9 protein-coding genes and 3 tRNA genes are annotated in these 14,932 nt (G+C 57.8%); 1 reads left to right on the top strand and 11 read right to left on the bottom strand.

The features are described 5' to 3' along the window. Positions 1-24: 24 nt before the first annotated feature. Complete coding sequence (locus IGW03_RS13815) at positions 25-708, bottom strand: ABC transporter ATP-binding protein (protein WP_194723137.1); 684 nt, start codon at positions 706-708, stop codon at positions 25-27. On the opposite strand from IGW03_RS13815, the gene IGW03_RS13810 reads away from it, so the two are divergent. Further along, positions 707-1,357: an arylesterase gene (locus IGW03_RS13810; RefSeq protein ID WP_194723136.1), complete on the top strand. Its 651-nt coding sequence runs from the start codon at positions 707-709 to the stop codon at positions 1,355-1,357. The two genes, IGW03_RS13815 and IGW03_RS13810, sit on opposite strands and share 2 nt — an antisense overlap. Before the next feature lie 215 nt (positions 1,358-1,572). On the opposite strand, the gene IGW03_RS13805 is transcribed toward IGW03_RS13810, so the two are convergent. The 10 genes from IGW03_RS13805 to IGW03_RS13760 form a co-directional block, all read right to left on the bottom strand. Beyond that, positions 1,573-3,495, bottom strand: a complete 1,923-nt coding sequence (locus IGW03_RS13805) for a SurA N-terminal domain-containing protein (protein ID WP_194723135.1) — start codon at positions 3,493-3,495, stop codon at positions 1,573-1,575. 147 nt (positions 3,496-3,642) lie between these two features. Next, positions 3,643-3,719, bottom strand: a tRNA-Asp gene (locus IGW03_RS13800). Between the two features lie 24 nt (positions 3,720-3,743). After that, positions 3,744-3,819, bottom strand: a tRNA-Val gene (locus tag IGW03_RS13795). Positions 3,820-4,107: 288 nt separating this feature from the next. Beyond that, positions 4,108-6,522, bottom strand: coding sequence for an endopeptidase La (gene lon, locus IGW03_RS13790; RefSeq protein WP_194723134.1), 2,415 nt, complete (start codon positions 6,520-6,522; stop codon positions 4,108-4,110). Positions 6,523-6,765: 243 nt separating this feature from the next. After that, on the bottom strand, positions 6,766-8,034 hold the full coding sequence (gene clpX / locus IGW03_RS13785) for an ATP-dependent Clp protease ATP-binding subunit ClpX (RefSeq protein WP_194723133.1): 1,269 nt from the start codon (positions 8,032-8,034) through the stop codon (positions 6,766-6,768). A 160-nt stretch (positions 8,035-8,194) separates the two neighbouring features. Then, positions 8,195-8,821: an ATP-dependent Clp endopeptidase proteolytic subunit ClpP gene (clpP, locus tag IGW03_RS13780; protein ID WP_323744969.1), complete on the bottom strand. Its 627-nt coding sequence runs from the start codon at positions 8,819-8,821 to the stop codon at positions 8,195-8,197. A 33-nt stretch (positions 8,822-8,854) separates the two neighbouring features. After that, entirely contained in the window at positions 8,855-10,204 is a 1,350-nt protein-coding gene (tig, locus tag IGW03_RS13775; RefSeq protein ID WP_194723132.1) for a trigger factor, read from the bottom strand. A gap of 29 nt (positions 10,205-10,233) precedes the next feature. Continuing rightward, positions 10,234-10,320, bottom strand: a tRNA-Leu gene (locus IGW03_RS13770). A gap of 198 nt (positions 10,321-10,518) precedes the next feature. Beyond that, on the bottom strand, positions 10,519-13,623 hold the full coding sequence (locus tag IGW03_RS13765) for an efflux RND transporter permease subunit (RefSeq protein ID WP_194723131.1): 3,105 nt from the start codon (positions 13,621-13,623) through the stop codon (positions 10,519-10,521). Continuing rightward, positions 13,620-14,798 carry an efflux RND transporter periplasmic adaptor subunit gene (locus tag IGW03_RS13760; RefSeq protein ID WP_323744968.1) on the bottom strand — a complete coding sequence of 393 codons (1,179 nt, stop codon included), beginning with the start codon at positions 14,796-14,798 and terminating at the stop codon, positions 13,620-13,622. Before IGW03_RS13760 ends, IGW03_RS13765 begins: the two co-directional genes overlap by 4 nt. Positions 14,799-14,932: the final 134 nt, after the last annotated feature.

Here is a 14,932-nt window from a genome sequence, read left to right as displayed (position 1 = left end):
TGACTGCGCCGACACATGGGGGATTCATGTCAGCTGGCCTGCCGAGATAGTGATCGTTCTGCGGCAGCGAGCCGCAATGGAGGGATCGTGCGTCACCAGGACAAGCGTCGAACCGCGTTCCGCGTTGAGTTCGAACATCAGTTTGATGACCGCATCGCCCGTTGCCGCATCAAGGCTGCCGGTCGGCTCGTCGGCAAACAGCAACGGCGGCTCCGTCACGAATGCCCTGGCCAGCGCGACACGCTGCTGTTCACCGCCTGACATGAATTTCGGATAGTGCCGCAGGCGGCTGGACAACCCCACCCGTCCCAGCATCGCTTCCGCCTTTTCCCTGGCTTGATCGTCGCGCCGCAGTTCCAGCGGGAGCATGACGTTTTCCAACGCAGTCAGGTGTGACAGCAATTGAAATGACTGGAACACGAAACCGAGCTTGGCTTGCCGCAGTCCCGCACGTCCATCCTCATCCAGCGCAAAGATGTCGGTGCCATCCAGCTTGACGGTTCCCGCCGACGGCGTATCAAGTCCTGCCAGCAGGCCGAGCAGGGTCGACTTTCCGGAACCGGAGGCGCCGACGATGGCCAGCGTCTCGCCGGACTGCACGGTAAAATCGATGTCCCTCAGGATGGTGAGCTCGCCGGTCGCATCGGCGACGCGCTTGCTCAGTTGAACGACTTCAATGGCGTTGTTTATCAAGGAAGGTTCCGGCATGCAGGATGATTTAAGGAAAATGGGAAGGCGTTGGGTAATCTGCAACTGGTTGCTGGCATGCGCGCTGATGGTCATGTCAGTCTGCGCACATTCTGCACCAAAAACTTTGCTTGTGCTCGGTGACAGTCTTTCTGCGGAGTATGGAATTGCAAGAGGCAGCGGATGGGTTGCCTTGCTGGAGAAGAAAATCAGGCAGGAAAAAATCGATGCGGCCGTCGTCAATGCCAGCATCAGCGGCGAAACCACGAGCGGAGGCAAGGCGCGCCTGCCGGCCCTGCTGAAGCAGCATCAGCCCGATGTCGTCATCATCGAACTCGGGGGCAATGACGGCCTGCGCGGCTTGCCGGTGAAATCGGCAATGGCGAATCTCAGTGACATGGTGAAGGCATCGCAGGCTGCGAAGGCTAGGGTTCTGCTGGTCGGCATGCAGATTCCACCGAACTACGGCCCGGACTATGCGCGACAATTCGCGCGCATGTACAGCACGATCGCAAAGGAATCGGATATCAAGCTGGTTCCCTTCCTGCTGGAGGGCGTTGCCGAGAATCCCGAGCTGTTTCAGGCAGACCGGATTCATCCGCAAGCCCAAGCCCAGCCGATCATGCTCAATAATATCTGGCCGCAGCTCAAGCCCTTGCTCGGGAAGTAGACGTCTCTGCACTTGAACTCGCAGAAGCATAACGGCATGCCTGTTCGAGAGTGGCCTGATGTTTTCTGATGCCTTGAATGGAATCGCTTGAGATCGGCATAAAATCGAAAGCGCACCGGCAGCAACCGCACCGCAGGATGTTTGGCCCAAGAAAAAAACCGCTGAAGCCCGGAGGCTTCAGCGGTTTTTTCTTGTGACAGATGGGCGATCGATGCTTAGTTGCCTTCAGTCTCAGGCTTCTTCGCGGCGACCGGTTTGAGAATTTCCACCTTTGCTTTCTTCTTCAAGACCTCCAGATACGCAAACGCTTCCTGCTGAGCGAGCGTACCGGCGATCTGCTGCTGTTCCGCGGCACGCCTTGCCGTGTCCGGATTGGCCGGCTGACCGACCTTCGTGATCTTGTAGACCCCATAACCCTGGGCGCCTAGGTCGACACCGACATATGCGGGCAGCTTGGTTGCATCCGTCTTCATGATCGAAGGCAGCGCTGCCTGGTTCACGCCTTGCGCCTTGGTACGAGACACCGTCTTGGCTTCGCCGAAGCCTGCGCTGTCACCCGACTTGGCGGCGGCAAGCTTTGCTTCGCCGGCCTTCTTGGCGAGTGCGGCCGCCTCTTCCTGGACCACCCGCTCGCGCACGACTGCCTGCACTTCCTCGAACGGACGCTTGGCAACGGGCTTGTGCTCCAGCACGCGTCCTGCGATCAAGGTACTCGGCGCGACTTCGATGGCTTCCGTATTGCGCTTGTTCTTGATGGCTTCGTCCGAGAACAGTGCACTCAGAAACTTCGGATTGTTATACAGCGCCGTCGGTGCCGCCGCAGGATTCGGCGTGCGTGTCAGGCCCGCAGCGGTTTCAATCTTCAAGCCGAGCTTGTCGATGACCGGTTTCAGGCTTTCCGATTGCTCGTACACCAAGTTGGTGAACTGCTCGGCCATCTCCGTGAACTTCTTCGCTGCAAGCTGTTTCTTGATATCGGCCGCGATCTGCGATTTGACTTCTTCAAGAGGCTTGACGACGGCAGGCTTCACCGCCGTGAGCTGGATGATGTGGTAGCCGAAATCCGATTCGACCACATCGCTGATTTCACCCTGCTTGAGCTTGAAGGCGGCATCTTCGAACGACTTGACCATCATGCCTTTTCCGAAGAAATCAAGATCGCCGCCGCGCTCTGCGGAACCGGGATCCTGAGAATTTTCCTTGGCCAGCTTCGCGAAGTCAGCCGGATTCTTGCGCACCTGAGCGAGCAGTTTTTCTGCCTTTTCCTTTGCAGCCGCCTTGTCCGCCGCCGAAGCGCTCTTGTCCGCCTTGATCAGGATATGGCTGGCACGGCGCTGCTCTTCTTCCGAGTAACGTGCGGCGTTCTGGTCGTAATAAGCCTTGATATCCGCATCGCTGACATTGATCTGGGCTGCTACCGCGTCGCTGTTGAGCACCACATACTCTGCCTTGACCTGCTCCGGAACTTCAAACTGCTTTGCATGCTTTTCGTAATAGGCCTTCAGCATCTCGTCAGTCACCTTGACCTGGGATGCATAGTCGCCGGTCTTGAACACGGCTTCCTGAACCGTCCGCTCCTGATCGTTGAGATCGGACAGGCGGCTCGCGACGGTCTTGGGTGCGAATGCCGTATCCTGGACGCTGCCGCTCACCTGCTGCATGGTCAGATCCTGGCGCAGGCGTGCCTCATACATTGCAGGCGTCATGCCTTGCGCAGCCAGCAGGGACTTGTAACGCTCCGAGTCGAATTTGCCGTCCTGGCCGATGATGCCGGGAATGCCGAGAATGGTCTGCTGCAAGGCCTGATCGCTGACGGACAGACGGTTGCTGGTAGCTTCTGCGGCGATGACGCGCTGGGCGATCAGTCCGTCAAGAACGCCCTGGCGGGCTTCCGGCGTATCAAGCATTGCCGGATCGAATTGGCCGCCGAACATTTGCCGGATGCGCTCCATCTGCTCACGTTGTGCGGCATCGAATTCCTGCTGCGTAATCGATGTGCCCGCGACTTTTGCGACAGCATTGTTGCCCTCGCTGAATCGGGTATAGCCTTCAAGGCCGAAGAACGCAAATGAAGGGAAGATGAATAGCAACAGCACGAACTGCATCAGGCGCTGGTGCGTACGAATGAAATCAAACATCGTTCAGTCCACAGAAGACGGATTGCAAAAACAGCGTTTCAGCTTAGCACTCGGAAGGCCCATAAGCCAGTGCCGCAAAAGCCATTGCCAAAAATCGGCGCCACATAAGAAAAAAGGCGAACTTGCGTTCGCCTTTTTTCAGTTTTCTGGCGGAGTGGACGGGACTCGAACCCGCGACCCCCGGCGTGACAGGCCGGTATTCTAACCGACTGAACTACCACTCCTGATTTACTGCATGTTTGACTGCTTGGTGGGTGCTGAGAGGCTCGAACTCCCGACCTACGCCTTGTAAGGGCGCCGCTCTACCAACTGAGCTAAGCACCCGTTCCACTCTTAGTCAGCCAAACTTCTCACACGTTTGTCACCACGTCGAGAAAGTCGAGATTATATAGGATCTTTTATTCCTGCGCACTATTTTCTGCAGCCTCGGTTGAATTTCTTCGATGAAGTATTTTGATCGCTCTTCGTCTGCAATGAAAAGCGGGCATGGATAAGTGGCGCTGTGATTCTTCCTGCGTTGAAACAAAGCGCAGGGACAAATAAAAACGCGCTCCGTAGAGCGCGTTTCCTGCTGCTTTCAGTCCAGCTGCCGGCCATGCACCGGCGACATGCTTAGTGCTTCACCACGCTGGGGTCAGCCTGCCCTGTCGCTTGCGCAACTGCAGTATCAACCGGCGTATCGACATCGGACAGCGCTTCAGGCTGCCGCTCGAGCGCCACTTCCAGGACCTTGTCGATCCAGCGCACCGGAATGATTTCCAGCTTGTTCTTCACATTGTCCGGAATGTCAGCGAGATCCTTCACGTTCTGTTCGGGAATCAGCGCGGTCTTGATGCCGCCGCGATGCGCTGCCAGCAGCTTTTCCTTCAGGCCGCCGATCGGAAGCACTTCACCACGCAAGGTGATTTCACCCGTCATCGCCACATCGGCGCGAACCGGAATGCCGGTCAGGACCGACACCAGCGCCGTCGTCATGGCAATACCTGCCGACGGGCCGTCCTTCGGTGTCGCGCCTTCCGGCACGTGAATGTGAATATCGCTCTTGTTGAACAGTTCGCTCTTGATGCCGAGCCGTTTTGCGCGGCTGCGCACAACGGTACGTGCAGCTTCGATCGATTCCTTCATGACATCGCCCAAGGTACCGGTGCGAATCACATCGCCCTTGCCCGGCATGGTCATCGCTTCGATGGTGAGCAGATCGCCACCGACTTCCGTCCATGCAAGACCGACAACCTGTCCGATCTGGTTTTCCTTCTCGGCCATGCCGAAATCGTAGCGGCGCACACCAAGGAACTTGTCCAGGTTCTTGGACGAGACGATGATCTTGCGTTCCTGCTTCTTCAGCAGCAGCATCTTCACGACCTTGCGGCAGATCTTCGACACTTCGCGCTCGAGCGAACGGACACCGGCCTCACGCGTGTAGTAGCGAATGATGTCGCGGATCGCAGATTCGGACACATTGATCTCGTCTTCCTTGAGGCCATTGTTCGTGATCTGCTTCGGCAACAGATAACGCATCGCAATGTTCGTTTTTTCATCCTCGGTATATCCCGACAGACGAATCACTTCCATACGATCCAGCAATGCCGGCGGAATGTTGAGCGAGTTTGATGTCGCCACGAACATCACATCGGAAAGGTCGAAATCGACTTCGATGTAATGATCCGAGAAAGTATGGTTCTGCTCGGGATCCAGCACTTCGAGAAGTGCGGACGACGGATCGCCACGGAAGTCCTGGCCCAGCTTGTCCACTTCATCAAGCAGGAACAATGGGTTGCGAACGCCCGTTTTCGACAGGCTCTGCAGAATCTTTCCAGGCATGGAGCCGATATAGGTACGGCGATGGCCGCGGATCTCGGCCTCATCGCGCACGCCGCCGAGCGCCATACGGACGAACTTGCGGTTTGTCGCACGTGCGATCGATTGTCCGAGCGAAGTCTTACCAACGCCAGGAGGTCCTACCAGGCACAGGATAGGCGCCTTGACCTTGTCGACACGCTGCTGAACGGCGAGATATTCGAGAATGCGTTCCTTGACCTTCTCAAGACCGTAGTGTTCGCCTTCGAGCACCTGTTCCGCATTTGCAAGGTCGTTGTTCACCTTGGACTTCTTGCGCCACGGCAGGCTGAGCATGGTGTCGATGTAGTTGCGCACCACGGTAGCTTCTGCCGACATCGGCGACATCAGCTTGAGCTTCTTGAGCTCGGACTGTGCCTTCTCGCGAGCTTCCTTGGGCATCTTGGCGGCGATGATTTTCTTCTCGAGCTCTTCGAGATCGGCGCCCTCTTCACCTTCGCCCAATTCCTTCTGAATGGCCTTGACCTGTTCGTTCAGGTAATACTCGCGCTGGGACTTCTCCATCTGACGCTTCACACGTCCGCGGATACGCTTTTCGACCTGGAGGATATCCAGTTCGCCCTCAAGCTGTCCAAGCAGGTGTTCATGCCTTTTCGCGACGTTGAAGATTTCGAGAATGACTTGCTTCTGCTCGAGCTTGAGCGGCAGGTGCGCCGCAATGGTGTCGGCAAGGCGGCCTGCGTCATCAATGCCGGCCAGGGAAGTGAGGATTTCCGGCGGAATCTTCTTGTTGAGTTTGACGTACTGGTCGAACTGCTGAACGATCGCGCGGCGCATGGCTTCGACTTCGGACTCATCGCCAGGCTCGGACTCGACCGGAGTCAGTTCCGCAACGAAATGCGTGTCGAGCTCGGTAATGTTGTGGATGCGGGCTCGCTGCGCGCCTTCGACCAGCACCTTGACCGTGCCGTCGGGCAGTTTCAGCATCTGCAGGATGTTCGCGACGCAGCCGATTTCATAGATATCGTCGGCGGAGGGTTCGTCTTTGGCCGCAGCCTTTTGAGCGGCAAGCATGATGCTCTTGCCTTGCTCCATCGCCGCTTCGAGAGCCTTGATCGACTTGGGACGGCCGACGAATAACGGGATCACCATATGCGGGAAGACAACAACGTCCCGCAACGGCAACAGCGGCAGTTGGGTGTGTTCAGTTAATGTTGTAGAAGTCGTCATGGCGAACCTTATTTAAGAGCCTGTTAATGATGTAGGCACGAACAACCTAAAACTCAAGTCCAAGCAGAAACAAAAATCACTTGTTCTATTGCTCTCGTCAAACCCTTGCAATAAAAAAAGCCACACACGAAGTCGCCCTCGGGTGGCTTTGCTTTGGAAGCCTGAAGTGATTCCTGTACGTCAAATTGTACTGCTTCCAGGAAAAAACGGGCTTTTAACCATATTGGCCAAAGTGCTGAGCAATTATTTCGCTCCCGACACCTTGGGCTGCTCGTGGTAAATCAGCAAGGGCTTGGCTCCATTGACGATCGTGTTCTCGTCGATCACCACCTTGGCCACATTCTGCTGGTTGGGAAGTTCGAACATCACTTCCAGCAGCGCGTGTTCAAGGATGGAGCGCAAGCCGCGTGCGCCAGTCTTGCGGTCGAGCGCCTTTCTGGCAATTGCATGCAGTGCTGCCGGCCGAACCTCCAGCTCCGCACCTTCCATCTGCAGCAGTTTCGCATACTGCTTGATGAGCGCATTCTTGGGTTCAAGCAATATTTGGATTAGGGCTTCCTCGTTTAGTTCACTCAGCGTGGCGACGACAGGCAGACGGCCGACGAGCTCGGGGATGAGACCAAACTTGATCAGATCTTCAGGCTCTGCATCGAGCAGCACTTCGCTGGCATTCCGTTCGGTCTGGCTCTTCACGCTGGCCGAGAAACCGATTCCGCTCTTCTCGGAGCGGTTGGAAATGATCTTTGCCAGGCCGTCGAACGCACCGCCGCAAATGAACATGATGTTCGTGGTGTCGATCTGCACGAAATCCTGATTCGGATGCTTGCGACCGCCCTGCGGCGGCACCGACGCCATCGTGCCTTCGATAAGCTTCAGCAGCGCCTGCTGCACGCCCTCGCCGGAGACATCGCGGGTGATCGACGGATTATCCGACTTGCGGGAAATCTTATCGATCTCGTCAATGTACACGATACCCTTCTGGGCTTTCTCCACTTCATAGTTGCAGTTCTGGAGAAGCTTTTGAATGATGTTCTCGACGTCCTCGCCGACATAGCCTGCTTCAGTCAGCGTGGTTGCATCGGCAATCACGAAAGGAACGTTCAGCATGCGCGCAAGCGTCTGGGCCAGCAGCGTCTTGCCCGAACCGGTCGGACCGACCAGAAGAATATTGCTCTTGGCGAGCTCGACATCATCTTTCTTGCCGAGATGCTTCAGGCGCTTGTAATGGTTGTACACGGCCACGGAGAGGATACGCTTGGCGGTTTCCTGACCGATCACGTACTGGCCTAGCAGTTCAAATATCTCCTGCGGAGTCGGGAGGTCGGACTTCGGGCCGGCGACCGACTCGATGCTCGAAGCCTCGTCGCGGATAATGTCATTGCACAAGTCAATGCATTCATCACAGATGAATACGGACGGACCTGCAATTAGTTTCTTCACCTCGTGTTGGCTCTTACCGCAGAACGAGCAGTAAAGCAATTTTTCGCCGCTGGAGGATTTTTTGTCAGACATAGAGCAATGTGTGGGTGGAGATTGATCCGATATTACCTGCGAATTCAGTATTCGTCACGACGCCGCTCAAGAAATTGAGGATTGACACTGAATTCGTCGTCATAAATGCAAAACGCCCGAACGCGAGACGTCCGGGCGTTCTTTCGCTTGGACGGTCGACTTAGACGCGGCTGGTCAGCACCTTGTCAATCAAACCATAATCAGCCGCTTGCGCAGCAGACATGAAATTATCTCTGTCTGTATCCTTGGCGATTTGTTCCACGGGGCGGCCGGTTTTTTCAGCCAGGATGGAATTGAGCCGTTCACGCAGGTAAAGAATCTCGCGTGCCTGAATCTCGATATCGCTGGCCTGACCTTGGGCGCCGCCCAAGGGCTGGTGAATCATGATACGGGAATTCGGCAGAGAGAAGCGTTTGCCCTTGGCACCGGCAGCCAGAAGGAATGCACCCATCGAGGCGGCGAGGCCCGTGCACAGCGTCGAGACGTCGGGCTTGATGAACTGCATCGTGTCGAAAATCGCCATGCCGGCCGATACCGAACCGCCGGGCGAATTGATATAAAGGGAAATATCCTTGTCAGGATTTTCACTTTCCAGGAACAGCAGCTGCGCGACGATCAGGTTGGCCATCTGGTCATTGACCGGCCCCACCATGAAAATCACGCGTTCTTTCAGCAGGCGCGAATAGATATCGTACGCGCGCTCGCCTCGGCCGCTTTGTTCAATCACCATCGGCACCATACCGAGCATTTCCGTATCAAGTGCCGAGTTTCTAATCATGCCAGACATGTGCTTTCCTTTTGGAGTGCGCAAGGGCGGGTCTTAGCCCTGTGCGTTGTTGCCCATCAACTCGTCGAAGGGGACGACCTTCTCGGTCACCTTCGCCTTACCGAGTACATAGTTAACGACGTTTTCTTCCAATACAAGAGCTTCGACTTCGGCAAGGCGACGACGATCGCTGTAATAGAACTTGAGAACCTGCTGCGGATCTTCGTAGCTCTGTGCGAATTCTTCCACTTGTGCCTTGACCTGGTCTTGTGTCGCTTCAAGCTTGTTGGCCTTTACGACTTCGGCCAGGATCAGACCGAGGCGCACGCGGCGCTCTGCCTGGGCGGTGAACAGTTCCGGCGGGAACGGCATGTCCTTGACGTTCATGCCGCGCTGAGCCATGTCCTGACGGGCCATTTCCATCAGGCGCTCGACGTCCTGGTCGATCAGCGCCTTGGGAACGTCCAGCTCGGAAACCTTGATCAGCGCATCCATGACGCTGTCCTTGGTACGCGCCTTGACGCGGCCGTTGACTTCGCGCTCGAGGTTGACCTTGATGTCCTCGCGCATCTTGCTCAGGTCGCCGTCTTCGATGCCCAGCGATTTCGCGAATTCGGCATCGACTTCAGGCATGTGGGCCCATTCGATCTTCTTGATGGTGATGGTGAACTCGGCTGTCTTTCCAGCCACGTCCTTGCCATGATAATCCTCGGGGAAGGACAGCGGGAAGGTCTTGGATTCGCCGACCTTCAGGCCGGTTGCGGCAGCTTCGAACTCGGGCAGCATGCGGCCTTCGCCCAGCACGAACGGGAAGTCTTCCGCCTTGCCGCCCTGGAACTCGACGCCGTCGATCTTGCCGACGAAATCCAGAGTGACGCGATCGCCGCTCTGTGCGGACTGGTCGGCGCCGCCGTCTCCGTGCGCGCCCTGCTCGCCCTTGACGTGATAATGAACGCGCTGCTTGCGCAGGATGTCGATGGTCTTGTCGATTTCGGCGTCGGTGACTTCGCTCTTGACCTTCTCGACATCGACGTCGGCCAGTTCGCCGACCTTCACTTCCGGATAAACCTCGAAAGTCGCATCGAATGCCACGGTGCCTTCGGCAATGCCTTCGCCCGATTTCGGTTCGATCTTCGGATAACCTGCGACGCGCAGGTTGTTTTCACTGGCCGCCTCGCTGAATGCGCGGCCGACCTTGTCGTTCAGGACTTCAGTCTCGACCTGAAAGCCGAACTGCTGCGCGACCATTTTCATGGGCACTTTGCCGGGACGGAACCCTGGTGCCTTTGCGGTACGCGCACGAATTTTCAGGCGTTTCTCCACTTCCGCCTGTACGTCTGCCAGCGGCAGAGTAATGGTGATGCGGCGCTCGAGTTTTTCCAGGGTTTCGACTGCAGTTGCCATGTGAATCGTCCAAAAAATGAAATATGCTGTGGTGCGAGGAGGGGGACTCGAACCCCCACACCATTGCTGGCGTCAGGACCTAAACCTGGTGCGTCTACCAATTTCGCCATCCTCGCGGGAATGTGCTCTGTGCTTTGATACCGGCGTTGAATTGCAGAAAAGCAGAGGGCGACCATGAAGTGAATCCGGTCGCCCCCAGAATGCCTTGTTAGTAGCTCTTCAACTTCAACCGCGCATTTTACTGGATTTTTTCCCGTCCTGTCCCGATTTTTCATTACGCGGAATCGGGCCGGCGGTGAATAGCCATCCTGGTTTCATGGAATAACCGCCACTTCCGGCTCCGGTTTTTTGACTCTGAACCATGTTGCATACAGCGCCGGCAGGAACAGCAGGGTCAACGCGGTAGCAATGATCAGCCCACCCATGATTGCCACGGCCATCGGTCCCCAGAAGACCGAACGCGACAGGGGAATCATCGCGAGCACCGCCGCTGCCGCCGTCAGAATGATCGGCCGGAAACGGCGGACTGCCGATTCCACGATGGCATTCCACGGTGCCGCGCCTTGCCCGATATCGTGTTCGATCTGATCGACCAGGATGACGGAATTGCGGATGATCATGCCGAACAGGGCAATGACGCCGAGCTGTGCGACGAAACCGAACGGACGTTGCAGCAGGAGCAAGGCCATGGCTGCGCCAGCCACGCCGAGCGGTCCGGTCAGGAACACCAGCAAGGCGCGTGAAAAGCTATGCAGTTGCAGCATGAGCAAGGTGAAGATGATGAAGATCACCAGCGGCACATTGGCTGCGATCGACTCCTGGGCCTTGCCGCTGTCTGCAGCCGCTCCGGCCAGTTCGATCCGGTAACCGGCCGGCAGCGTGGCGCGCAGCTTGTCGAGCGCGGGGCTGATCTGGCTCGAGACGGTCGGTCCCTGGATGCCGTCGACTACGTCGGACTGCACCGTGATGGCCCATTCCCTGCCCTCCCGCCATACGACGCCCGGCTCCCATACGAAGCTCACGCGCGCGACCTGCGCCAGCGGAATGGCACGCCCGCTGGCCGACTGCAGGTTGGCCTGCTGCAGGGCGGTGATCGTCGAACGTTCCTCCACCGGCTGGCGCACGACGATGTCGATCAGCTTGTTGTCCTCGCGGTACTGGCCGACCGTCGTGCCTGTCAGGATCGTATTGGCTGCGCGCATCAAGCTTTGCGAACTGATGCCCAGGGCACGCAGCTTGTCCTGGTCGACATCGAGGCGGACCACCTTGACCGACTCGTTCCAGTTGTCGTTGACGCCCACCGCATTGGGATTGGCGCGCATGACTTCCTTGACCTGGTCCGCAATCGCCCTCACCTTGTCGACCTCGTAACCGGTCACGCGGAACTGCACCGGATAGGGAACCGGCGGACCGTTGGGCAGGAGCTTGACGCGACCGCGCACACCCGGAAAATCGTTGTCGAATACCTTTGCGATCTTCAGGCGCAGCGCTTCCCTGGATTTCAGGTCCTTGGCCAGCACGACGATCTGCGACACGTTCGTCTGCGGGAAGATCTGGTCCAGCGGCAGGTAGAAGCGCGGGCTTCCCGTGCCGACGTAGGTCGTGACGCTTTCCACGCCATCCTGCTTGCCGATGAAGGCCTCGAACTTCTTCGCCTGCGCTTCGGTGGCCTTGAACGAACTGCCTTCGGGCAGCCACATTTCGACCATCAGTTCGGGACGGCTGGAGTCGGGGAAGAACTGCTGTTCGATGAAGCGGAATCCGACCACGCCCAGCACGAATACGCCCAGCGTCAGCAGGATCGTGGTCTTGCGCCACTCCACGCACCAGTTCACGACACGCCGGAAGCGTGAATAGAACGGGCTGTCGAACAGTTCATGCTGACCGTCCGCATGCGTGGAAGGCTTGACCTTGAGCAGGATGTACCCGATGTATGGCGTGAACAGCACGGCGACGAACCAGGAGATGATCAGTGCCAGCGCGTTGACGGAGAACATCGAGAAGGTATATTCGCCGGCCGCGGATTTCGCCAGGCCGATGGGCAGGAAGCCCGCCGCAGTGATCAGCGTGCCAGTCAGCATCGGCATCGCGGTCGATGTATAGGCGAAGGTGGCCGCATCGAAGCGCGACAAGCCCTCTTCCATCTTCCGCACCATCATTTCCACGGCAATGATGGCGTCATCCACCAGCAGGCCGAGCGCAATGATGAGCGCCCCCAGCGAAATCTTGTGAAGATCGATGCTGAAGATGCGCATGAAGAGAAAGGTCACTGCCAGCACCAGCGGAATGGTCAGCGCAACGACCAGTCCGGGGCGCACATCGAGGCGCAGCGGCTTCGTATGCAGGCCCAGCGCGACGAAGCTGACCGCGAGCACGATGAGCACCGCCTCCGCCAGCGTGTGAAGGAATTCATTGACGGATGAAGACACCGCCTTGGGCTGATCCGACACCCGCTGCAGTTCGATCCCGACCGGCAGCTTGCCCTTGAGCTCATCCACGGTCGCTTCGAGGTTGCGTCCCAGCGCGATGATGTCACCGCCCCGCTCCATGGAAATGCCGAGCCCGATGACTTCCTTGCCGTTGAAGCGCATCTTGTCCTGCGGTGGGTCCTTGTATTCACGCCGTACGGTCGCGAAATCGCCCAGGCGGAACGTCGTGCCGTTGGCGCGCAGTTCGAGATTCTCCAGGTCCTTCGCCGAGGCCATCGCGCCCGTTACCCGCACCTGCAGGTTGTCCGTCGGCGTCACCAGTACGCCGGTCGCCTCGACCGCATTCTGGGCATTGATCTGGTTGACGATGGAGTCGAAGCCGATGCCGAGCTGGGCGAATTTCTTGTGCGAGAACTCGATGTTGATCTTTTCATCCTGCACCCCGAACAATTCCACCTTCGATACCGACGGCACCTTCAGGAACTGCTGCCGCACGAAATCGGCATAGTCCTTCATTTCGGCATAGTTGAAGCCGTCGGCGGAAATCGCAAAGATCGATCCGTAGGTATCGCCGAACTCGTCATTGAAGAACGGTCCCAGGACGCCGCTGGGCAAGGTATTGCGGATATCGCCTATCTTTTTCCTCACCTGGTACCAGGCGCTCGGCACGTCCTTGGGCGGCGTGGATTCGCGCAGCTGAAGAATGATCAGGGTTTCGCCCGGCTTGGAATAGCTGCGGATCTTGTCGATGTAGGGCGTCTCCTGCAGCTTCTTTTCCAGCTTGTCGGTGACCTGCTCGGCCATCTGCAGCGAGGTGGCGCCGGGCCAGATCGCGCGCACGACCATGGCGCGGAAGGTGAAAGGAGGATCCTCGTCCTGACCGAGGCGGCCGTAGCTCAGGATGCCGCCGATCAGCAGGGCGACGATCAGATATCGCGTGAGCGGGATGTGTTCCAGCGCCCAGCGCGAGAGATTGAATCCGCCTTTCATTTGGCGGCTCCGGCGGCGTCATTGGATGTGCGCGTGGCCGGTGCGGGACGTGCCGACTCATTCATGGCCACTTCCTCGCCGAGAATCTTCACTTTCTGTCCCGGTTTGAGCAGATTCACGCCTGCCGTCACGATCGTCTGTCCGGGAGCGACCCCTCCGGACACCAGGATGTCGTTGCCGGCAGTGCCCGCGACCTGCACCGGTACCAGCTTGACCGCTCCGTTTTCCACGACCCAGACCGCGGTATTGGATTTATCCTGGAACAGCGCGGTCAGCGGCAGGCGCATCGCCGCGTTTGCGGATTTGGCTGCAAATGCCACATAAGCCGTCATGCCAAGCTTGACGTTTTCGGCTGACGACGGAATGGATATCTTGGCGGTATAGGTGCGGGTCGCCGGATCGGCAACCGGGGAAATTTCGCGGATTTTCCCGGGAATCGTGCGCTCCGGATCGGCCCAGGTCCGCACGCGTACATCGGATACGCTGCGCAGATCGTCGACCTTGTCTTCGGGAATGCCGATGATGATCTCCCGCTCGCCGGTCTGGGCGAGGCGGACCACCGGCGTACCGGCCGACACCACCTGCCCGGCTTCCGCATCGATGCTGGTGACTACGCCATCCACATCGGCCTGGAGCACGGCATAGCCGGCCTGATTCGACTGGTTGCGGTAAGCGGCGACGGCCTGGTCATAGCTGGCCTGTGCGGCCTTATAGGCGGTTTCCTTGCTGTCGAGCACCGCCTGGCTGACGAAATTCCGTTCCCGCAGGTCCTGATAGCGTTTCAGCTCGGCCCTGGCGAGGTCCCGGTTGCTTTCGGCGGCCTTCAGGCCGGCATTGGCCTGGGCCTGCGCCAGCTGCAGGTCCTGGGGATCGAGCTGCATCAATACCTGGCCGCGCTTGACGGTTGAACCCACTTCCACCTTGCGGGCCACAATCTTTCCGCCGACCCGGAAGCCTAGGCGCGATTCATAGCGCGCCCGCACTTCTCCCGGAAATTCGGCCACCGAATCGATATTGCCCGACTCCAGCTTCATCACCCTTACCGGACGAATGTCCTCGGTTTTTTCCACCTGCTTGGCACAGCCGCCGAGCAGGACGATGCCGCTGCATGCCAGAATGGCGAGCTTTTGCCTGAAAAATCGTGCAGAGCCGAAGGGTTTTATCGAAGCGACCACGGTGATTTCCTTTACTATTCAGGGCTGAATTGCCTGGCTTGCAATATCTTTCCAGCATTTTTATTAATGACCAGGCGGTTAGTAATTATAAGCAGCTCGTTTTCGTTTGCATATGACTTTTTAGTCAGTTAGTG

Origin of the sequence: Noviherbaspirillum malthae, assembly GCF_015352985.1 — a bacterium.
Classification (GTDB): Bacteria; Pseudomonadota; Gammaproteobacteria; order Burkholderiales; family Burkholderiaceae_D; genus Noviherbaspirillum; species Noviherbaspirillum malthae.
Note: the sequence above shows the minus strand (reverse complement) of the source record. Positions and strands in the feature narration are given on the sequence as shown.